The sequence below is a fragment of the Halostagnicola alkaliphila genome, from assembly GCF_055379965.1.
The window spans coordinates 265,075-284,302 of sequence record NZ_AP043827.1 but is presented as its reverse complement, the minus strand read 5'-3'; the positions used below and the strand labels follow the sequence as shown (position 1 = coordinate 284,302).

Here is a 19,228-nt window from a genome sequence, read left to right as displayed (position 1 = left end):
AGACGTTTAGAGACGAACATTTGATAGCGAGCCACCGAATCTCAAAAACACCTATCAAAGATAAATCGTAAATGTTGCTCTCGAGAGTAAGAACGCTGGAGGAGTTATCTACAAATACATTCGTGATGCTGACCGGCCAAGTGAACGATTTGCGTGTGGATTCGGGTTGCGAGTGTTAGCATTGTCTCCGCTCGTTTCCGTGTCGCCATACCGTCTTGATAGTACGTTTGTGCGCGATTGTCGGTCCAGAGATCATCGAGCCGAGAGGCGACTTCTTCACTAATGAAACCGACATTAGCACTTCGATTGATCGCCGTCGTGTGAGACTGTGGCGGGTTCGCTGGATCCTGATGACCCTCGTCGATCAACCAGAACAAGAATGTCTTCTCAATTGACGTAAACGCTGCTTCGATTGTCAGAGTGTAGTAGCCGTCCGCCAGTAACTGGTCTGCACCCGAAAGCGACCGACAGGCCTTCCGAAGCTGAACTAACCCAGCATCAGAAACATCGAGCCCCGCTTCCGAATTTTGACCGCCGTGACGAAACGCCGTCTCGGCATCGGTGAGCTCCGGTTCGACATCATCGAGCGTGATCGGCATTACTCGTTCCCCCCTTTGTCGCTTTGGTAGACGGCCTCTCGAGCGCTCTCGAGTGACTCAGTTCGCTCGAGAACGATACCTTCGTCGAAGATCTCTCGTAGTTTTTCTCCGTGGGAAGCGACAGATTCGATCGTCTCAGCCAGAACCTCGAACTGATAGCGTTCCCCCCGGAACGCTTGGTCTTCCAACTCTCTGGCGAGTTTCGAGGCGACGCGTCGCCCAACCGTCGGATCACCGTCAACGATAACGAGAAGATCGATATCGCTGCTCCGGTCGGCACTCCCTCGTGCGACGCTTCCGAAGAGGATCACGCCAACTAATTCGTCGACGTCGTCAGCGGCTTCGATGTCGTCGGTAAGTTCATCGAGGAATTTCTTGACCGGCTTTCGAAACTCCTGTTGGGGAATCGCAAAGAGCGGATTAGTGCCGGTGAGGTGGTCCTGATCCATTGCAATTTCTGCGGGTTTCCCCCCGCTAATAGTGAGGACGCCAAGTTGCTCGAGAAGATCGACAGACCGAGAGACTGATGAGACATCCGCCCCGGTGATCGTCGCCAACTCTTTTTGCGTGAATTCTTCGAACGGGTTGGTAACGAGGTGATGGAGGATATCCTGCATCGCCTGATACCGGAAGATCCGTTCCTCGGGAAAGGGGTAGTCGAGGAGGATACGCGTTTGTTCTTGCATAATAGGCAAGTTATTGCAGAATATGCAAAAGTGTTGTGCTACATAGTAGTTAGCACCTGTCGGCTCCGTTGAGTCATCCCCCGATGGCACACTTGAAAGCCATGCTGAATACACAGTTCCCAGTCACCAGCTGTGACCGCTCACGAATTGAATCGGAAACGAGGGGCGCGTAATCCAGACGGGTACAGCCAGTTTGATAGTACCAGCATAGGCGCTAGTTTGAACACGTCAGGCCAGAATATACATTACGACAACAAATAATATATTTGTAATGTATCTCTACACGCCGGACGAAATAGACAGAGAGCGAGGGCATCATCAGGCAGTCATTCAAGGAGCAAACGATTTGGACGTGAAACGGATTGGAAACCTCGGCGAACTCGCCTTCGAGCAATTCTGTCGCGAATACCTCCCCGTCGAGATGTGGGAATGGGAAAACGAAGCGGCTATTCGTCGCTGTAATTCCGAGAGTTTCTCCGGCCACGACTTCGAGGTCTTCGGCTACGAAATCGACGTGAAAACCTCGAGAGACGTCTCTGCGTTTCAGCCGGCGAACATCCTCGAGAACGATCCGGACGACGACATCGTCGTGATGGTCTGGCACCGCGATAACGAAGACGCGCTTATCCTCCTCGGCTGGGAGCGAACCGAAACGCTCGAGTCGAAAGTCGAGACCCAAGAGGCCTATTCCGGTGATGAGCCGGAGAAGCTCGCCCATCTCGCTGCTCGCCCCATGAACGAGTTACAGAATTTAGGCCCGAACACGGCCTACATGAATCAGAAGCCCCAGAACCCGTTCAAGCCCGGCGATCGAGTAGTAAAGACGGGCGACGACGAACCATCAGTAGCAGTTGTCGTGGAAAGCTTACCACCCGAGAAAGATGTCGACCTTTACGGGCAGACGATGGACGGTGAAGCCGTCAGCGTTGCCTTTCCGAATATGCTCGACGACGGACCCGGAAACTGGCGCGAAATCCATCCCGCAAAGCTCGCCTCCTACTGTGACGACCAGGATATCAAACTCTACACCTACAAACACACGAATCTCGAGCGCGCCGACAATCCGTTCACGCCCGGCGATTACGTCATCAAACCGGATTACGACGATCCGGATCTCGCGGTGGTCCTCGAGGCCGCAGACGATTTCGACGACCGTGAAATCACGGTCGCCTTTTGCAAACACCTCGAGAAGGAGTTCGGCAGCCAATCGTACGTGCGACCGGCAGACCTCGAGTCACGCTGTGACGAAGCCGGAATCAAATCGTACGCGTACGAATACGACGAACTCTCGTTCGAACCGCAGTACTACTGAACTGCTCGAGAGCTGCGATAGCGACTGGCCGAGTTACTGTCTCCAGCGGTCGATACCGAGAATCGCACTCCCGATACCGAATAGTCCGACTGCGATAGTCACGACCGGGGTATCGCACCGATTGACGCCTCCGTCTGGTGAATAGCCGATCCATCCGAGGTAGAAGTCATAGAACTCGAACCCTCCGGGCGGTTCATCACTGGTGTATCCAACGTCGGTGCAAGACGAAAGCGGCAACTCAGGGAAAGAGATGGCGATCAGGGCAGCTATAACCACGCCACTCAGTAGAAACGCGGCTCCAATCGCTGTCAATCGGGTTGGCATAGAGTGTGCTTATAACTCAGCAAACATATCTCTGTGGTGTCCAGTACGTATGCGACGAACCGAATCGCGTGCTTCAGTTGTTATCGACAACCGACGATCGGAATGCCTGTTTGCAGGAAGAGAATCATACGAGGAAAAACGCACTCGTTCTTGCATGATAGGCAAGTTATTGCAGTATGTGCAAAAAACTCTGCTGCATAGTGTGGACTGACTTATCGCAGGTCCGAAACCTCGAGAGGTGGCTCACCCGGCGACGATTTCTCGCGCCTGCGACCACGAGCGGGACCGAACACGCGCCAGATGACTCGAGGCCGAAACAACACCGACGGCGGTTGCTCGAGCATGAAGACAGTCCACATGAGATTCGATAACCACGTATCGGTGTGGGCACGACGGGTGAGGCGGTTCAGGTACCAGTCGAAGACGGCCGTCCGTCGAGGAAGCGAACCGTCAGTCTGTGGAAACGCGAGGTCGCCGCTGACCGATAGGTCCCACGCGATATCGATGACGTTCGAAGCATCCTCGAAAAAGCGGTGTGCCAGTCCATCGCGTTCGCCCCTCGAGAGGACGTGGTGGAGTACCAACGCCTCTAACGCGGCGACCGACATTCCCTGTCCGTTGACCGGATTGAAGCTGGCGATCGCATCGCCGATCACGACCAACCCGTCCGGAAACCGCTCCAGATCGTCGTACCGGTATCGGCGATTCGACTGGAAGGGATAGAAGGCGATGTTCTCGTCCGTCATCGGGTGCTCGTCCAAGAGGTCCGTTACCGTCGTGGTCGGCAGGCTCGTCGAGAACTCCCTGAAGCCCTCGGGGTCCGTCGGCGGGTAGTCGCCGTGTACCCCGTGAAGGTTGAACAGCCATCGATCGCCTTCGACCGGAAAGACGAACGCACCACGGGTCCGAGGTGCCTCGGCTTCCATCGAGATCCCGAGGTGATCGTCCGCGGGCCGCTCGAGAAACGTCGAAGCGTACCCGATGTCGATGGAAACCTCTTCGAGAGCTGGTGGCGGGTATCCGTGGTTCTCGAGCCAAGCGGGCGTTCGGCTCGTCCGACCCGTGGCGTCGACGACGAGGTCGGCGGTGAGGATCTCCTGTTCGGACTGTTGATTTCGAATCACCACACCTTCGACTGTCGTCGTATCCTCGTCAGCGACGTAATCGACGAATTGACATCCCGACCGCATAGCAACCTGATCGAGTGAATCGACGTGTCGGCGGACCAAGTGTTCGTAGAGGGCTCGCGTGGCGAGGTGTAACGATTGGTGGTCCGTGGTCACGAGATTGTCGCCTTGCACGTAGATCTGGAACTCCTCCCCGCTGGCCATCACGCCACCGGCAGCCAATAATTTGTCGCAAAAGCCTGGGCACAGGTCCTCTATAGTCGCCCGGCCGCCTTCCAAGAGCACGTGCACGTGGTCGCCCTGCGGGACCCCAGGCCGTGACTCGATCTCATCGGTCAGCGGATCGCGTTCGATCACCGTTACCCGGTCGAACGCATCCGCGAGGACACGTGTTGTGAACAACCCGGCCATGCTCGCGCCGATTACGATCGCGTGCTCACCCTGAGAACCGATTTGATCACCGTCGTACCTCGGGACTGTTGCTACGGTCATTGCTATCAACCAATGTATCGTCTACTCGCCCCACAATGTTAATTGTTACCAATTATCGATTCGGCGAACTCGTACTGCACGAGCACATTGGAATCGATACTCCGTCCAGTATACCACTATTCTAGATGAAACAACGGCTGGAGCGTGTCTCGAGCGGCTGATGTATTCGAAGAAGTCGGTCGGAGACGACGAAGGTTAGTCATCAAGACGGGAAAGTTCGCCGCGGCGCTCCCGGTGCATGATCCCTCCCGCAAACCGGCGAAGTTTGGTGACAAGTTCGTCCTCCGTTTCGTACGTTACGATTCGCAAGTCCCACCGGACGCGCGCCGAACGGATCATCGCACTGGTTACGTCGTCTTCGTGAGCGAAGACGAGTCGATCGCCATGCGTCTCCGAAAGCGACTCGAGGATACTCCCCGCTTCTTCTCCGACGCCGAAGTTGTGGCCGAGGAACGGAAGAACGAACGCCGTTGCATTACTACACCGGGTGTACGCTATGCTTTGCGTTGCAGCATCGATCTCTGCAATATCGACCCCGAGATCCAACGCCAAGAAAGCGTTCACACCAGGGTCAGTTCGTAATGATCCTTGCACCCTTCTCAAGAGCGCCTTGGCCTCGTCGATTTCGTCTTTGCTCCGAAAAAGCCGACGCAGTGGACCGGGCAGGTCGTCGACGTCGATCCGTTTGCGTTCCGTTTCACTCAATACGTAATTGAGGTTGAACGACTTGTACGGTCCCATCAAATAAAAGAGAAATTTATCGTATTTTACCCTCCCTAGTTGACTGCCGATAAAATTGCGCGTAATTTCAGTGGTCATACCTACTGGTAACCAACTAATATTATAAAAAGATGTGTTTTCAGTATTCTTCGGCTTGACAAAAGCTAAATAACCGGTGAGCATAGTACGACACAAGATGTCGGCCGACAGCGAACGACCAACCGAGGAGAAGGTCCCGGACAACCCGGAGGACCTCCTCCCGGAGAACAGCGTCCTTACTCTTGCGGAGTACATCCAGATGCACGCCGCTGTCGGCCACCGAACTAGGTACGAGATTTGCTATCGGCTCGTCCACGGCGGCGATATGAGTCCCAAGCAACTCGAGGAGGCCCTCGACGTGGACGACAGCACGCTCCACTATCACCTAAACGAGCTTCTCGACGTGGGTCTCGTCGAAAAACGACAGCGCACCGAACGGGACCAGGATGGGCTGTACACGTACTACCGGGCCACCGTGTTCGGCTCGGTGACCCTCACGGACGGCGTCGACGAGCTAATCCGGGGCGAACGAGAATTCGACTCGATGTACGATAGCTCGAGCGAGTCGTAGCCGTCCTCCGTCTTCGTATTCTTCGCAATAGCTAACAGGTTCATCGACTGGATTTCACGACCTTCTTAACGGTCGGGAGTAAGGAATGATCGATGAGTATTCCCTCGTTCGTCATCGCCATCGCCGGCGGAACCGGGGCCGGCAAGACGACGGTGTCCCGAGAAATCGCCGATACCGTCGGCGAGGCCGTGACGCGTATTCCGCTCGACAACTACTACAAGGATCTCTCCCACCTCGAGTACGAGGAACGAAAATCCGTCAACTACGACCATCCGTCGGCGTTCGAATGGGAGCTGCTGCGGAGTCACCTCGATTCGCTCTCGATGGGACAAGCGGTCGAGATGCCCCAGTACGATTTCGAGGATCACAACCGAAAGACGGAGACGGTTACGGTCGAGCCGACTGACGTGTTGATACTCGAGGGCATCCTCGCGCTATACAACGAGGAAATCCTCGAGATGCTCGATCTCCGCGTCTACGTGATGACCGATGCGGACGTCCGCATTCTCCGACGGATTCAGCGGGACGTCATCGAACGCGAACGGGAACTCGAGGGCGTCATCGATCAGTATCTGGGGACGGTCAAGCCGATGCACGAGCAATTCGTCGAACCGACGAAATCCGACGCCGACGTCATTATCCCGGAAGGGGCAAACCGCGTTGCGGTCGATCTCCTCACCGAGAAGGTGCAGGCGGAACTCGAGACGGAGCCCGGCGATCGAAGCGACGCCGTGTCGTTCGACGGTCTGGACGGTCGGACGGAGGCGGTCGACACCGAACCCGACCACTCCGATTGAGACTCCTACCACGGTCAACCGGGTTATGAGTGCGGTATCTTACATGTAGGGCACCATTATTCTCGCTAGGAGGAACCATTGACAGCGGACGATAGATACCTCAGCGACTGTCACTCGTTTTTCCCAAACAGACACGGATATTCGACACTCAATCGGAGTAGGTAGTTGCTACTGATGACGGTCATTAGTTTCTAAAAAATGATTGATACGCCGGCTAACGGAGAGGACTCGTATGGTAGGGTACGACCGACGGCGATTTCTCGCGGCGACAGCGTCCGCAGCAGCTCTTTCGTCGATAACCGGATCGGCGATGGCTCACGACGCATCGGAAGACACAGCGGACGCACCTGCATCGGGTTGGGAATATCTCGCTGCATCCAGTAGTCTGTACGAAAACTCCCTGCAGACCGACGACGGCTACGTGCTGGTCGGCGGGAGCGACGTTCCAGACGATTTCGGAACACAGGGATTGGCGACCAAACTCGCTCGAACGGGTGAACCGGAGTGGGAGCAAACGTACCAGTCGAGCGTTCAACAGGAGGACCGAGAGATGGAGCCACCGGTAGGGCCGATTCCCGAAGACTGGCTCACGCTCCCGCTCGAGACCAGTGACGGATTCCTCCTGGTCGGCTGGACGTATTTCGATGGGGCCGCCGTCTACGTCACTCGCATCTACGACGTGGACGAAGACGGAGCGGTTCAAAGCGAGCAATCACTCGGCGAACTCGAGGACGCCTCCGCGTTTAGCTATCTCCGAGACGGTATCGAAACCGAGGACGGCTTTCTCTGCTGTGGGGCCGAATCGCCAGGGATCATGCTCGGGAGTGCGGGTTGGCTCGTCGAACTCGAGGAGGACGGTTCAGTCGCAGGGTTTAGAAGGTATCCGGCGACGGAGCGCGATCTCGAGACCACGAGCAGGTCCGACGTGTTCAACGCCATTACGCCGGCTCCGGATGGCTACGTTCTCGCCGGCTCGTACGAACCGGATCCGGAAGAACCGCCCCGGGGATGGGTACTCGGTATCGACGACAACCGAGACGAGCGCTGGGACGACCGCTTCGCTCTCGAGGAAGACGAGCCCACGATCGTCTACGATGTCGTTCGAAGCGACGTCGACAATTACGATTTCCTCACCGTCGGTGTTAGTGGCGCGATAGACCGGTTCGGACGATCGGTGCTCGCCGACCCAGACGTAACTGGTGACGGATTCGTCGCGGCATATACGGACGACGGGACTCAACAGTGGCTCGAAACGCTCGAAGACACGCCGCTGTTCTGTGCACAACGGACTCCATCGGGCATCGTCGCCGGGGGCGCTCGGAACGGAAACGGCTGGGTCGGCACGATCGAACGAACTGATTTCGAGGCCGATCAGTCCAGTATCGTCAGCTCCCTCTCTCGAGGACCCGAGGGTGAAGTCGTCGCCGCGGGGAGACGTGTTGACGGGGAACAGCCCGCAGCCTGGGCGCGAACGATTTCAATTTTGGATGGCGATAAACCGCCGAAAGAGCCTCCGGAAGATGAAACGGTCGAGTATCTCGACTGTCAACGCGTCCGCGTCGTCGGCGATTATACGGATATTATCTTGAACATCACTTTCGACCCCGGTGACGGCCAGGTTGGGACGATTAGCGAACCGGTCGGCGGTGTCGACGGAGAACGACGTATCGACGCCGCAGCGGAGTTCGGACTCGATCCTGACAATACCGTCCTCGCGTCCGTCGAACTCTTTATCACCGACGAACCCGCAACGCCGGGGCTCGGGGAAGAGGTGGTCATAAACCCGGATATCGAGGCCTGTATCGAGGAACAACTCGGCCATCTCGATATCGATCCCGAAGCATAAGTTCGAGTTGCAGTATGCAAATCGATGTTCCTGCAACAACGTCAGACGCATAGCAGACAGGCGTCATCGAAGGATCACCGAGATTTATATGACCCAACGTGGCAGCGAATTACATGACACGCAAGGAATTGATGAGCCTTCGAGTGGTCGAGAAAATCGCGGATCGTGAAGGTGTGCCATCGTCCGAACTCTCCCCACCGATTTATAACGTGATCGACACGGACGCTCTCGACTCGCTTTACGACTCGATGTCCTCGGACCGAGTGCAGCCGACCCTCGAGTTCACGTACAAGGATTACTTCATCCGAATCGACTCGACGGGGCAGGTTCACGTCAAAGAGGCCGGACCAGTCGTCGATCCGGATACACACGGTCTGAGTTGCTAAGTAGGGTCGATTACCGAGTCCTCCGTCGTCCGTTGTGAACGCAGTTCATCGCGCCACCGGGTTTAGCCGGTCGTGAGATGTACACCAATTCTGGGATATGCACCAGTCCTGTGGTGTGCGCTGGAAACACGGTAAACAACCGATTTACTGGGTATCGATCCAGTAGTCGGGAGCCGACTACCTGAGAACCGTCACCGGAACCGGAGCGCGACGAACGACGATTTCGGCGACGCTTCCGAGGTGAAGCTGTGACGCTCCGCCGCGGCCGTAGCTACCGACGACCACGTGATCGGCGTCGGATTCCTCCGCGCACGCGACGATCGATTCTGCCGGGGAGCCAACCGACGTTTCCCGTTCGATGGGATTTGGAACATCGTGCCCCTCGAGAGCCCGGTCGAACAGTTCAGACGCGCGTCGTTGTTCGGTCTCGAGCCAGTCGTCCGTCAATGGTTCGGCGTCAACGCCATCGGGGTTCGGATCGAACGGATCGATAGCGTGGAAACAAAGGATCGTGGCTTCAGGAAACCGTTCGAGAGCGTACTCGAGACCGTGTTCGGACTGTTCGGAACCGTCGAGTGCGACCAGAACGCGTTCGTCGGTCGTCATATCCAGTCTTACGAGAACGAGTACAATAATGACCAGCCCCGATAGCGACCGGGTGAGAATGTTCGCACAAACGCGGTCGAAATCCGGCCGGCCAAACCGTTATCTTCGACCGATCGAAATGAGGGACGTGATGGACGACAACTGTCAGACCACGGTCAACGCCTTTCTCGAGGAACACAATCTCGAGAGCCCGCCCGAAAATCGCGTCCTGGATCTGTCCGCGGAAGTGGGCGAAATAGCGGGTGCGATCAATGCCTCCACGGAGTACGGCTCGGAACCCGAGCGGGCACACGTTCCGAGGGACGAACTCGGCGACGCGATGTTTTCGTTGCTCGCGGTCTGTTCGTCGTTCGATATCGATGCGACCGCCGCGCTCGAGGAGTCGATGGAGAAGTACGAGCGCCGGATCGAAGAGACGGGAGATCCGGGTTCGAATTAAGAAGGGCGAGACTGTTCAAAAGAGCCCGTTGAACACCGTAGCGAGCGATGGGCATCGATTTCCTTCGAAAAGAGAGTGCGTAACCGGTAGCGTCAGGTGCTGACGGTCAACCGGACCATCTCCGAAGGGACTAACCCGATTGCATGAATTGGTACGGGTGACAGAAACAGAGAGCCCGGTTTACCGTGAGGTATGGTGTCGAACCGGAACCGGTTTTCCCTGCCGCGTCGGGAACGTCTTTTCCGAGGGGTCGTCTAACCGTTATCGATTCCGTTGGCACGACGTATTCCGAACCCGTTTCGACAACTCATCCTGTGGATCGGGCTCGCGCTCGCCCGCCTCGGTCTCATAGACCGCAAGCGAGCGCGCCGGACAACGGATCTCGCGTGGCCCAGAATCGTCACCGGGCTCGCGCGGATGTCGAAAAACGCGGTCGATGTTGCGATGGTCGGCGTCGCCGTCGGTTCGGGTGCCATCGCCGGCGTCGGTTTTGCTGCACCCTACTGGGGACTCGCCTTCGCCCTCGGCGGCGGCGTCGCGGGCGGGACGATCGCACTGGTCTCACAGCGCTACGGAGCCGACCGGTTCGATCAGATGGGGCAAGCAGTTCGCTCGAGCGTCGTCTGCGTCCTCGCAGTTACGGTGCCGGTCGCGGCCGTGTTCTGGGCGTTTCCCGTCGAACTCATCTCGCTTATCAGCAACAACGAGGAGGCGATCGAACACGGGGCCGATTACCTGCAGATCGTGGCCCTGGGAATCCCCTTCGCGGGGCTGAACCTGATCGGTAGTCGGACGTTCGTCGGAATGGACGACTCGTGGACCCCGATGGTCGTCCGAGCGGGTGGCGCAGTCGCGAACATCGTCCTCAACGCCGTCCTCATCTTCGGCCTCGATATGGGCGTCGTCGGCGCGGCGCTGGGGACCGTCAGCGCGAACATCGTCGTGACAGTCACGTTCGGGGTCGGACTGGTCACGGGGCGGCTACCCGGGCTCGAGCCGTTTGACGTCAGCATCAGTCCCGTCGGAAGCTACCTCGACGGGGAAACGATCTGGGACCTGACCACGATCGGACTCCCCGTCCTCGGATCGAAGCTCGTCTGGACCATCGCCGAGTTCCCGATGCTCGCCATCGTCGACATCTTCGGCCAGGATACCGTCGCCGCTTACGTCATCGCCCGCCGAATCTGGGGACTGATGAACACGCCCGGCTGGGGATTCGGCCTCGCCGCCTCGAGTCTCGTCGGACAGAACCTCGGAACGGGCGACGAGTACACCGCCGAGCGCTACGGCAGGGAGATCGTCTACTTTTCTGCCTCGGTGTATCTGCTCGCGGCGGTGATCGTCTTCGCCTTCGCGGAACCGATCGCGCTGGCGTTTACCGACGATCCGGCGGAGCTATCGATACCGACGGCCGTCGGGCTCATACGGGCGGCGTGTGGGGCGATCGTCTTCAAGGGAGTGTACACGGCGGCCGCGGGAGCGCTCAACGGAAGCGGCGACACGCGGTGGCCGTTCTACAGCCAGCTGCTCGGGATGTTCGGGCTCTCGATTCCCGTCGCGTATCTCGGCGCAACGGCCGTGTCGGTCCCGGATATCGGTCCGACTCCGATCCTCGAGCTGACGCTCTCGGGCGCAACGATACCCGCACTGGGACTGACCGGGCTCTATCTCACCTTCTTCGCGGAGGCGCTTACACCCGCAGTGATCAACTACTATCGCTTCTCGACCGGCAAGTGGAAGGCGATCAGTCGAAGTTACCGGCCGGATAAAGCGCCCGCTGACGACTGATCACGAACGGCGACGCCGTGAGTTGCGAAAGTGGGAAGACGAGAACGATTACCGACCTAGAAGCCGGGAACGCCGACGGCATCGAATCCGGTCACGCCGATCGCGGCAAGCGCATAGAGCACGATCAGGACCGTCAACCACGCGAGGAGCCCGATCATCGCGGCAGCCGTCCACTCTCCCGGGTAGCGGAAATTGATGACCGCGATGTACGCGAGGAGCGCCAACAACGGACCCAGTAACGGAATCCACCCGACCAGAAAGCCGACGACGCTCCAGATTATCGCACCGATCAGCGCAGTGACGATCGCGTGATCGTAATCGCCGGCACCGACGATGACGCGGGCGCCGACGTATATTCCGGCTGCACCGATCAGGAGGCTCACGACGAAAACGATTGCTGAGGCGACTACCATAGCCGAACTGTTAACTGGGGTGCCGAAGGGGATAATGCTTGCAAACGATGGAACGATGCCATAAGCAACGTCGGCGAATCTCGAGTCGACTGTAGGGTCAGCTTACGGGACGGTTCCGAGTTGTGCAAACCACACCCGGCGAGGAGTACGTCCGATACCACTCGAAAACTCGAAATGATAGTCACGAGTTTGGAACGATGATCTCGGCCTCGAGGGAGGCGAACAACTCGAGGCGGGTACGTCGCTCTTCGGGGCTACGTTGACGTACGTGGAGCCTCGAGTGTACGTATGTTCGATACGATCTTGATCCCGACTGACGGCAGCGAATACGCCGAGGCTGCCGCCAAAAAAGGGCTCGAACTCGCACAGACACATTCTGGCCGGGTACACGTCGTTTCCGTGGCCGACACTGGACCGCTCGGGGACATTCGATTACCGGGTGACGCCTCGAGCGCCGAAGACGCGATGAGCGGAAGAGCCACGGAGTACGTCGACGGAATCGCGACGAAAGCACAGGAACAGGATCTCGAGGTGACGACTGCAGTTCGAACGGGGTCTCCGGGGAAACAGATACTCGAGGCCGCCGACGAAGTCGATGCCGACGTGATCGTCATGGGAACCCGCGGCCGGGGCGGAGTACACCGAATGGCGGTCGGGAGCGTCACGGATCACGTTATTCGATTCGGTGACGTTCCCGTCTTCGTCGCCGATTCGGGACCCGAGGCGGACCCGGAAGATTAGCCCGAAATTCGGTTGATCGCTTTCGTTCGACGACCGATCGACCACCCGAGCAGCGCGAGACCGGCGTAAATACCGATTGCAGGGATAACGAAGGCCTCGAGCACTGCGTTCAGAGTGAATCCCAACGAGTCCATAAAGAGCGCGATCAACAGTGAAACGAGAAAGAGCCCTAATCCGAGGTCTGCAGCGCGCATCGTCGGTAACTCCCCGGGCGTCGAAAAGATTCGACCGGAGAGATACCAGACGATCGTGAACGTGGCCCAGCCAGCTACCAGCGTGAGCGCGGTCATGAACACGTCACCGGGATAGTATCTCGGGAGTACCGAGAGGTGAACGAGAACCGTAACGAGCAACGCGATCCCCAAAAGCACGTACAACATCGGCGACTGACTGCTCCGGTCCATTCGTAGGTAAAAATACGAGGTGACCGGGTTAAAGCGTTCGGCTCGGCGGAAATACACGCTGGTTTGTAGTGAGACAGCTTCACCAACGGGGCGAACGTCCGATCTCGGTCCGATCGATCCTTCGACAACGCAGACCCTCGAGCAGTCGGAGTTTCGAAATTCGATCGCCGAATCGGACACTGGCTCGAAGCGACAATCCGAGAGACTGACCTGTCCCTGCAGTTTCGTAACGCCTGTAAAGCTATCTTCGTTGGCGACGAACCGCACATATGGCAAATACACCTCCCGCAATCGAGGAAGTGACGATCAACCAAATTCATCGAGCGTTCGAAGCGGGCACGCTCTCGAGCGAGGCGCTCGTCGAGGAATACCTCGAGCGGATCGACGCGTACGACCGAAACGGACCCGAGCTTAACTCGATCGTGACGGTCAACGAGAACGCGCCGGAGCGGGCCGCCGAACTCGACGACGGGTTCGCCGAGTCGGGAACGTTCGAGGGACCCCTCCACGGAATCCCGATCGTCGTAAAAGACCATATCGAAACGACGGATCTCCCAACGACGTACGGGTCGGAAGCGTTCGAGGAGTATTACCCCGAATCGGAGTCGGGCGTCACACAGCGCCTGCGAGACGCGGGAGCGATTATCCTGGCGAAGACGACCATGCCGGACTGGGCAACGTCCTGGTTCGGGTTTTCCTCGCTCACCGGCCGAACGAAAAATCCCTACGAGCTAACTCGGGATCCCGGCGGCTCGAGCAGCGGAACCGGCGCGGCCGTCGCTGCGAACCTCGGCACGGTCGGCATCGGCACGGACTGTGGCGGCTCTATTCGCGTTCCCGCATCGTTCGACAACCTCGTCGGATTCCGCGTCACGCCGGGTTTGATCAGCCGAGACGGGATGAGCCCGTTAGTTTCACAGCAAGACACCGCAGGTCCGATGACGCGAACGGTCCGCGATACGGCTACGCTCCTCGACGTACTCGTCGACTACGACGAACGCGACCCGCTCACGGGGAAGACCGAACTCGTCCCGGACCGAGGCTCGTACACCGACGCGCTCCTCGAGGACGGCCTGAACGGCGCTCGAGTCGGCGTCCTTCGGGACGGGTTCGGTGACGATGACGACGAGGCTTCCGGGCCGGTTACCGAGGTCGTCGAGCGAGCGCTGACGACGATGGAAAACGTCGGCGCGAACGTCGTCGATCCCGTGGAGATTCCGCGCCGAGAGCAGTACCTCGAGGAGACAATGTTGTACATTCTCCAGTCGAAACGCGACCTCAACGATTTCCTCGGCGACCGAGACGGCCCGGTCGACTCCGTCGACGAACTCTACGAGAACGAGCAGTACCACGACCTCCTGGACCTGTTCATCGGCTTCGCCGAAGACGGGCCGAGCGACCTCACCGATCACCTCGAGTACTGGAAGCGCCGAAACGCCCATCAGGACTTTCAGGAGGAAATCCTGAACGTCTTCGCGGCTCACGATCTCGACGCGATCGTCTATCCCGACGTGCAGGTCGTCCCGCCGACGGAGGACGAAATACGGGACGGAAAGTACGAGACGATGACGTTCGCGACCAACACGATCATCGCCTCGCAATCGCTGTGTAGTGCCGTCTCTATCCCCGCCGGATTCACCGACGACGGCTTGCCCGTCGGTATCGAATTCCTCGGGAAGCCGTTCGACGAAGCGACGCTCCTCGAGTTGGGGTACTCCTTCGAACAGGCGACTAACAACCGCCAACCGCCAGAAACTGCGCCTCCGCTGTCGGAATGACGCGATAGCGTGCGATTCGATCCTGTTGATGGTCTTTCGACTGCAGGCGGAGAGTGAAGGGAGAAACGACAGAACAGACGCGCGGTTACAGTGATTCCAACTCCGTCACTCGAGTAAACAACCCTGTTTCGATTGGACAGCGTTTTTGAGCACCGGGCCGTCTATCCCCGTATATGCATACGTATTCCGTCTGGTCCAGTGAACGCGGTCCCGAAACCACTGCCATCACCGCGAGCCTCGCTCGAGCGCAGGCCGAACGCGGTGATCGCGTGCTCGTCGTCGATTTCACACCGCCGGGCGACGGTCTGACGGAGTACTTCGGGCTCGAGAAACAAGATCGATACGAGGAGAATATCGTCTCTCACTTGCTCGAAGAGGATACCGAGCCGTTCGACGAACTCGTTCGATCGGCCGAACCCGGCGTCGACGTCGTTCCAACCCACGACTATCTCGCGGAACTCGATTCCATCCTCGAACAAAACGCCGTCCTTTCGGAACAGTCCGCACCGCGGATCGGGTACGAGTACCCGAAAACGGAACAGCTCCACCGCGTTCTCTCCGATTCCAAAGTATTCTATCAGTACGACATTATCCTCATCGATGCGGGTGTCGGAACCGACCTTCGCGTCTGCAACGGCGTGTACGCCGCCCCGAGCGTCCTTATTCCGTTCGACGCAGGCACAGCAATCGAGAGGCTCGAGAACGAATTCCAAGCCATCGATGAGACGCTCGATTCGATCGGCGTGGACGCCCTCGGAACGGTTCCTGTCGGCCTCGAGTCGGGCGAAGCGGAGGAGCGAGACAGCGCCGACAGGCCATCCGACCTCCCAGCGACGGGAATCGGAATCGAAGACTGCCCGTCGCTGTTCGAAGATGTGCGAGTCGCACACAAGAGCTTTCACGAGTTCGAATCGAACGAGGAGTATCGACAACTCGAGGACCACGAACGGGGCGTCCTGGGATCGATCGAAGAACTCGCCGAGTACGTCTCGACGAAGCTGAAGCCCCCGTATTGAGCAGGTGGCGGAATAACTGCGAGCGTACTCGATCCCTCGTTCGATTGACGGCCGTTCACGGCGAATATAATTCGTTGGTATGCACGCGTTGGCATAGCGGATATAAGTAGTACAACAGATATGAGTTGTTCGAGAAATGGTCGTATTTCGTATATAATCAGGAAACGACGCAATCGACCACAAAACGGTGAGCTATATCGGTCCCGAAGCGGGATCGAACCAGGGAGACTCAGTCCAGTTCGCTGTCCGGTTTGACGACGACCTTGCCGAACCCTTCGCGATCCTGTAACATTTCGTGGGCTCGAGCGGCCTCGCTCATCGGAAGCACGTCACGGATAGCCGGTTCGAACGTTCCGTCCCAGACGAGTTCCATCACGTCGTCGACCTCGCCGGGCGTCGCCATGGTCGAACCCAAGATATTCAGCTGGTTCCAGAAAATACGATTGATGTCCGTTTCGGGAGCACCGCCCGCAGTGCCGCCGCAGGTGACGAGCCGGCCGCCTTTGGCGAGGCTCTTGATCGAATCGCGCCAGGTCGGCTCCCCGACGTGTTCGACGACGACGTCGACGCCGCGACCGTCGGTCTCGTCGTGAATCCAGTCGGCGAAGTTCGTTTCTTCGTAGTTGCAGACATGATCTGCACCGTGTTCTCGCGCGTACGCTAACTTTTCATCGGTGCTTCCCGTCGCGTAAACCTCCGCGCCGGCGTAGTCGGCGATCTGGAGGGCCGCGTGACCGACGCCGCCGCTCGCACCGAGGACCAGCACCGTCTCGCCCGCCTTGAGTTCGGCGCGTTCGATCAGCATCCGCCAGGCCGTCTGAAAGACCAGCGTCGCCGACCCCGCCGTCTCCCAGTCGACGTGATCTGGAACCCGAATCAGGTTTTCTTCCGGAATCGTGGCGTACTCACCGTGAACGCCCGTGACGTGTTCGCCGATGATGTGAAAGGTCTCACAGAGCGAGGCCTCGCCGTCGCGACAGAACTCACAGTCGCCACAGGAAACCCCTGCCGAGAGGGCGACCCGATTACCTGGCTCGTACTGCGTGACCGTTTCTCCAACCTCCTCGACGACGCCCGCCGCGTCGCTACCCGGAACGTGAGGTAACTCGAGATCCAGTCCGGGGAGCCCGCGGCGCACCCAAACGTCGAGGTGATTGAGCGCACCCGCTTTGATGTCGACCAGTACCTCGTCGGCGGCGGGTTCCGGATCCGGAACCGTTCCGTACTCGAGTCCCTCGATACCCCCGTGCTCCGTGACTTTGACGGCGTCCATACACTGACAGTCGTGTACGCGGGGGATAGTTCTGATGAAACCGGCGACGAACGAAACGCGGTTTTCTCTACCCAACGGAAGAGAGACGCTCTCAGGCGAGACTCACGGTCTCCTGATACGAGCCGTAGGTCTCCTCGAAGACCTGCATAATTTCGCCCATCGTCGCGTAGACCTTCACGGCATCGACGATCGGCGGCATGACGTTTGCGTCTTCCTCGAGACACCGCGACAGTTCTTCGAGGGCCGCCTCGACCTCGCCGTCGTCTCGCTCGTCTTTCACGCGCTCGAGTCGCTCGAGTTGGTGCTCGCGGGTCGTCTCGTCGACGTGGAGAATATCCGGCGAAGTATCCTCCTCGATCGTGTACTCGTTGACGCCGACGACGACCTCCTCGCCGCGTTCGACGCGCTGTTGATACTCGTAACTCGACTCTTGAATCTCCCGGTGGAAGTACCCCTCTTCGATACCCTGAAGGATTCCGTCCCGGACCGATCCATCGCCGATTTCCTTGATTTCCTCGAGATAAACCATGATCTCCGATTCCACCTCGTTGGTCAGCGCCTCGATCGCGAAGCTCCCGCCCATTGGGTCGACGATATCCGCGGCACCGGATTCCTCGGCGATGATCTGCTGCGTTCGGAGCGCGACGCGAACGGCATCCTCGCTCGGCAAGGCGAGCGCCTCGTCGAAGCTGTTGGTGTGCAACGACTGCGTCCCGCCGAGGACGCCGGCGAGCGCCTGGATCGTGACTCGAACGATGTTGTTCAGCGGCTGTTGGGCCGTCAACGACTGCCCGGCGGTCTGCGTGTGGAACTTCAGGCGTTTCGATTCCGCCTTCTCGGCGTCGTACCAGTCCTCCATCACGCGGGCGTACAGGCGACGCGACGCGCGGAACTTCGCTACCTCCTCGAATATCGAGTTGTGCGAGTTAAAGAAAAAGGAGAGGAGGGGGGCGAACTCGTCGACGTCCAGGCCCCGCTCGAGACAGTCCTCGACGTACGCGAAGCCGTCGGCCAGCGTAAACGCCGCCTCCTGGGCCGCCGTCGAGCCGGCTTCTCGAATGTGATAGCCCGAGATCGAGACCGGGTGGAACTTCGGCGTTTCGTCGACGGCGAACTCGATCGTATCCGTGACGATCGAAAGCGACGGCTCGGGAGGGATCACCCACTCCTTCTGGGCGATGAACTCTTTGAACATATCGTTCTGGAGCGTTCCGCGGAGCTCCGAACGGGGAACGCCTTGCTGATCGGCGAGCGCGACGTACATCGCGTAAATGACGGCGGCCGAGGGGTTAATCGTAAACGAGGTGGATATTTCGTCGATATCGATCCCCTCGAAGAGGATTTCGAAGTCCGCAAGCGTGTCGACTGCGACGCCTTCTTTCCCGACCTCGCCCTCGCTCATCGGATCGTCGGAGTCGATTCCCATCAACGTCGGCATATCGAAGGCGACCGAGAGCCCCGTTTGCCCCTGGTCGATCAGGTATCGGAACCGCTCGTTCGTCTCTTCGGCGGTCCCGAATCCGGCGAACTGTCGCATCGTCCACGTTCTACCGCGGTACATCGTCGGATAGGGACCGCGCGTATAGGGCGGTTCGCCGGGAAAGCCGAGATCCGACTCGTACTCCGTGTCAGCAACGTCTTCGGGCGTGTAGAGGCGATCGACCTCGTGGTTCGACACCGTGGCGAATCGATCCTTTCGCTCACCACCCTCGAGTGACTGTTCGAGGGGCCCCTCCTCCCAGCGCTCGCGGCTATTGCGAACCGTCTCGAGGTCGTCCGGGTCGTACATGGTCATCAATGAGGGTGTCGATATCCTAAACTCTTGCTCCAATTTTCGGATGATTCTTCGAAGAGAATTGCTGCAAAGAGAG

General features: G+C 58.6%; 19 protein-coding genes. 10 read left to right on the top strand and 9 right to left on the bottom strand.

Annotated features, from left to right (window positions below; genetic code table 11):
• Positions 1-104: 104 nt before the first annotated feature.
• Positions 105-599, bottom strand: coding sequence for a hypothetical protein (locus ACZ5C7_RS23395; protein WP_464378577.1), 495 nt, complete (start codon positions 597-599; stop codon positions 105-107).
• The gene (locus ACZ5C7_RS23390) at positions 599-1,285 is read right to left on the bottom strand and encodes a nucleotidyltransferase domain-containing protein (protein WP_464378576.1); all 687 of its coding nucleotides are present in this window, start codon (positions 1,283-1,285) and stop codon (positions 599-601) included. The genes ACZ5C7_RS23395 and ACZ5C7_RS23390 overlap by 1 nt, the downstream gene beginning before the upstream one ends.
• A 271-nt stretch (positions 1,286-1,556) precedes the next feature.
• Here ACZ5C7_RS23390 and ACZ5C7_RS23385 point away from each other — a divergent pair, with 271 nt between their 5' ends.
• Positions 1,557-2,597, top strand: coding sequence for a DUF7961 domain-containing protein (locus ACZ5C7_RS23385; protein ID WP_464378575.1), 1,041 nt, complete (start codon positions 1,557-1,559; stop codon positions 2,595-2,597).
• Positions 2,598-3,133: 536 nt separating this feature from the next.
• On the opposite strand, the gene ACZ5C7_RS23380 is transcribed toward ACZ5C7_RS23385, so the two are convergent.
• Together ACZ5C7_RS23380 and ACZ5C7_RS23375 are read right to left on the bottom strand one after the other, a co-directional pair.
• Positions 3,134-4,540, bottom strand: coding sequence for an FAD-dependent oxidoreductase (locus ACZ5C7_RS23380; protein ID WP_464378574.1), 1,407 nt, complete (start codon positions 4,538-4,540; stop codon positions 3,134-3,136).
• 195 nt (positions 4,541-4,735) lie between these two features.
• Positions 4,736-5,359, bottom strand: a complete 624-nt coding sequence (locus tag ACZ5C7_RS23375; protein WP_464378573.1) for a DUF7509 family protein — start codon at positions 5,357-5,359, stop codon at positions 4,736-4,738.
• Between the two features lie 97 nt (positions 5,360-5,456).
• Here ACZ5C7_RS23375 and ACZ5C7_RS23370 point away from each other — a divergent pair, with 97 nt between their 5' ends.
• The 4 genes from ACZ5C7_RS23370 (at position 5,457) to ACZ5C7_RS23355 (ending at position 8,899) form a co-directional block, all read left to right on the top strand.
• A complete protein-coding gene (locus ACZ5C7_RS23370) occupies positions 5,457-5,870 on the top strand; it encodes an ArsR/SmtB family transcription factor (RefSeq protein ID WP_464378572.1) in 414 nt (137 codons plus the stop codon).
• Between the two features lie 92 nt (positions 5,871-5,962).
• Positions 5,963-6,667 carry a uridine kinase gene (gene udk / locus ACZ5C7_RS23365; protein WP_464378571.1) on the top strand — a complete coding sequence of 235 codons (705 nt, stop codon included), beginning with the start codon at positions 5,963-5,965 and terminating at the stop codon, positions 6,665-6,667.
• Between the two features lie 232 nt (positions 6,668-6,899).
• Positions 6,900-8,513: a hypothetical protein gene (locus ACZ5C7_RS23360; protein WP_464378570.1), complete on the top strand. Its 1,614-nt coding sequence runs from the start codon at positions 6,900-6,902 to the stop codon at positions 8,511-8,513.
• Positions 8,514-8,626: 113 nt separating this feature from the next.
• Complete coding sequence (locus ACZ5C7_RS23355; RefSeq protein ID WP_464378569.1) at positions 8,627-8,899, top strand: HalOD1 output domain-containing protein; 273 nt, start codon at positions 8,627-8,629, stop codon at positions 8,897-8,899.
• Positions 8,900-9,076: 177 nt separating this feature from the next.
• Here the strand turns inward: ACZ5C7_RS23355 and ACZ5C7_RS23350 are convergent, their stop codons facing one another.
• Positions 9,077-9,505 carry a universal stress protein gene (locus ACZ5C7_RS23350; RefSeq protein ID WP_464378568.1) on the bottom strand — a complete coding sequence of 143 codons (429 nt, stop codon included), beginning with the start codon at positions 9,503-9,505 and terminating at the stop codon, positions 9,077-9,079.
• Positions 9,506-9,635: 130 nt separating this feature from the next.
• Here ACZ5C7_RS23350 and ACZ5C7_RS23345 point away from each other — a divergent pair, with 130 nt between their 5' ends.
• Both ACZ5C7_RS23345 and ACZ5C7_RS23340 read left to right on the top strand, forming a co-directional pair.
• Positions 9,636-9,944, top strand: a complete 309-nt coding sequence (locus ACZ5C7_RS23345) for a MazG nucleotide pyrophosphohydrolase domain-containing protein (RefSeq protein WP_464378567.1) — start codon at positions 9,636-9,638, stop codon at positions 9,942-9,944.
• 273 nt (positions 9,945-10,217) lie between these two features.
• Positions 10,218-11,732 carry an MATE family efflux transporter gene (locus ACZ5C7_RS23340; protein WP_464378566.1) on the top strand — a complete coding sequence of 505 codons (1,515 nt, stop codon included), beginning with the start codon at positions 10,218-10,220 and terminating at the stop codon, positions 11,730-11,732.
• Between the two features lie 56 nt (positions 11,733-11,788).
• Here ACZ5C7_RS23340 and ACZ5C7_RS23335 read toward each other — a convergent pair whose 3' ends face one another.
• Positions 11,789-12,145 carry a hypothetical protein gene (locus tag ACZ5C7_RS23335; RefSeq protein WP_283838214.1) on the bottom strand — a complete coding sequence of 119 codons (357 nt, stop codon included), beginning with the start codon at positions 12,143-12,145 and terminating at the stop codon, positions 11,789-11,791.
• Positions 12,146-12,433: 288 nt separating this feature from the next.
• Between ACZ5C7_RS23335 and ACZ5C7_RS23330 the strand changes: the two genes are divergently transcribed.
• On the top strand, positions 12,434-12,886 hold the full coding sequence (locus ACZ5C7_RS23330; protein WP_464378565.1) for a universal stress protein: 453 nt from the start codon (positions 12,434-12,436) through the stop codon (positions 12,884-12,886).
• Here the strand turns inward: ACZ5C7_RS23330 and ACZ5C7_RS23325 are convergent.
• Entirely contained in the window at positions 12,883-13,290 is a 408-nt protein-coding gene (locus tag ACZ5C7_RS23325) for a hypothetical protein (RefSeq protein ID WP_464378564.1), read from the bottom strand. The two genes, ACZ5C7_RS23330 and ACZ5C7_RS23325, sit on opposite strands and share 4 nt — an antisense overlap.
• A 269-nt stretch (positions 13,291-13,559) precedes the next feature.
• On the opposite strand from ACZ5C7_RS23325, the gene ACZ5C7_RS23320 reads away from it, so the two are divergent.
• Positions 13,560-15,068 carry an amidase gene (locus tag ACZ5C7_RS23320; RefSeq protein WP_464378563.1) on the top strand — a complete coding sequence of 503 codons (1,509 nt, stop codon included), beginning with the start codon at positions 13,560-13,562 and terminating at the stop codon, positions 15,066-15,068.
• A 173-nt stretch (positions 15,069-15,241) separates the two neighbouring features.
• Complete coding sequence (locus ACZ5C7_RS23315; RefSeq protein WP_464378562.1) at positions 15,242-16,084, top strand: ParA family protein; 843 nt, start codon at positions 15,242-15,244, stop codon at positions 16,082-16,084.
• Between the two features lie 229 nt (positions 16,085-16,313).
• On the opposite strand, the gene ACZ5C7_RS23310 is transcribed toward ACZ5C7_RS23315, so the two are convergent.
• Both ACZ5C7_RS23310 and ACZ5C7_RS23305 read right to left on the bottom strand, forming a co-directional pair.
• The gene (locus ACZ5C7_RS23310; protein ID WP_464378561.1) at positions 16,314-17,357 is read right to left on the bottom strand and encodes a zinc-binding dehydrogenase; all 1,044 of its coding nucleotides are present in this window, start codon (positions 17,355-17,357) and stop codon (positions 16,314-16,316) included.
• Positions 17,358-17,448: 91 nt separating this feature from the next.
• Complete coding sequence (locus tag ACZ5C7_RS23305) at positions 17,449-19,146, bottom strand: acyl-CoA mutase large subunit family protein (RefSeq protein WP_464378560.1); 1,698 nt, start codon at positions 19,144-19,146, stop codon at positions 17,449-17,451.
• Between the last annotated feature and the right edge of the window lie 82 nt (positions 19,147-19,228).

Coding starts and splice junctions, on each gene's coding strand:
- ACZ5C7_RS23350 (WP_464378568.1), bottom strand. CDS start 9,505: ATGACGACCGACGAACGCGTTCTGGTCGCACTCGACGGTTCCGAACAG.
- ACZ5C7_RS23370 (WP_464378572.1), top strand. CDS start 5,457: ATGTCGGCCGACAGCGAACGACCAACCGAGGAGAAGGTCCCGGACAAC.
- ACZ5C7_RS23345 (WP_464378567.1), top strand. CDS start 9,636: ATGGACGACAACTGTCAGACCACGGTCAACGCCTTTCTCGAGGAACAC.
- ACZ5C7_RS23330 (WP_464378565.1), top strand. CDS start 12,434: ATGTTCGATACGATCTTGATCCCGACTGACGGCAGCGAATACGCCGAG.
- ACZ5C7_RS23380 (WP_464378574.1), bottom strand. CDS start 4,540: ATGACCGTAGCAACAGTCCCGAGGTACGACGGTGATCAAATCGGTTCT.
- ACZ5C7_RS23385 (WP_464378575.1), top strand. CDS start 1,557: ATGTATCTCTACACGCCGGACGAAATAGACAGAGAGCGAGGGCATCAT.
- ACZ5C7_RS23395 (WP_464378577.1), bottom strand. CDS start 599: ATGCCGATCACGCTCGATGATGTCGAACCGGAGCTCACCGATGCCGAG.
- ACZ5C7_RS23325 (WP_464378564.1), bottom strand. CDS start 13,290: ATGGACCGGAGCAGTCAGTCGCCGATGTTGTACGTGCTTTTGGGGATC.
- ACZ5C7_RS23320 (WP_464378563.1), top strand. CDS start 13,560: ATGGCAAATACACCTCCCGCAATCGAGGAAGTGACGATCAACCAAATT.
- ACZ5C7_RS23360 (WP_464378570.1), top strand. CDS start 6,900: ATGGTAGGGTACGACCGACGGCGATTTCTCGCGGCGACAGCGTCCGCA.
- ACZ5C7_RS23375 (WP_464378573.1), bottom strand. CDS start 5,359: ATGACCACTGAAATTACGCGCAATTTTATCGGCAGTCAACTAGGGAGG.
- ACZ5C7_RS23390 (WP_464378576.1), bottom strand. CDS start 1,285: ATGCAAGAACAAACGCGTATCCTCCTCGACTACCCCTTTCCCGAGGAA.
- udk (WP_464378571.1), top strand. CDS start 5,963: ATGAGTATTCCCTCGTTCGTCATCGCCATCGCCGGCGGAACCGGGGCC.
- ACZ5C7_RS23355 (WP_464378569.1), top strand. CDS start 8,627: ATGACACGCAAGGAATTGATGAGCCTTCGAGTGGTCGAGAAAATCGCG.
- ACZ5C7_RS23310 (WP_464378561.1), bottom strand. CDS start 17,357: ATGGACGCCGTCAAAGTCACGGAGCACGGGGGTATCGAGGGACTCGAG.
- ACZ5C7_RS23335 (WP_283838214.1), bottom strand. CDS start 12,145: ATGGTAGTCGCCTCAGCAATCGTTTTCGTCGTGAGCCTCCTGATCGGT.
- ACZ5C7_RS23315 (WP_464378562.1), top strand. CDS start 15,242: ATGCATACGTATTCCGTCTGGTCCAGTGAACGCGGTCCCGAAACCACT.
- ACZ5C7_RS23305 (WP_464378560.1), bottom strand. CDS start 19,146: ATGTACGACCCGGACGACCTCGAGACGGTTCGCAATAGCCGCGAGCGC.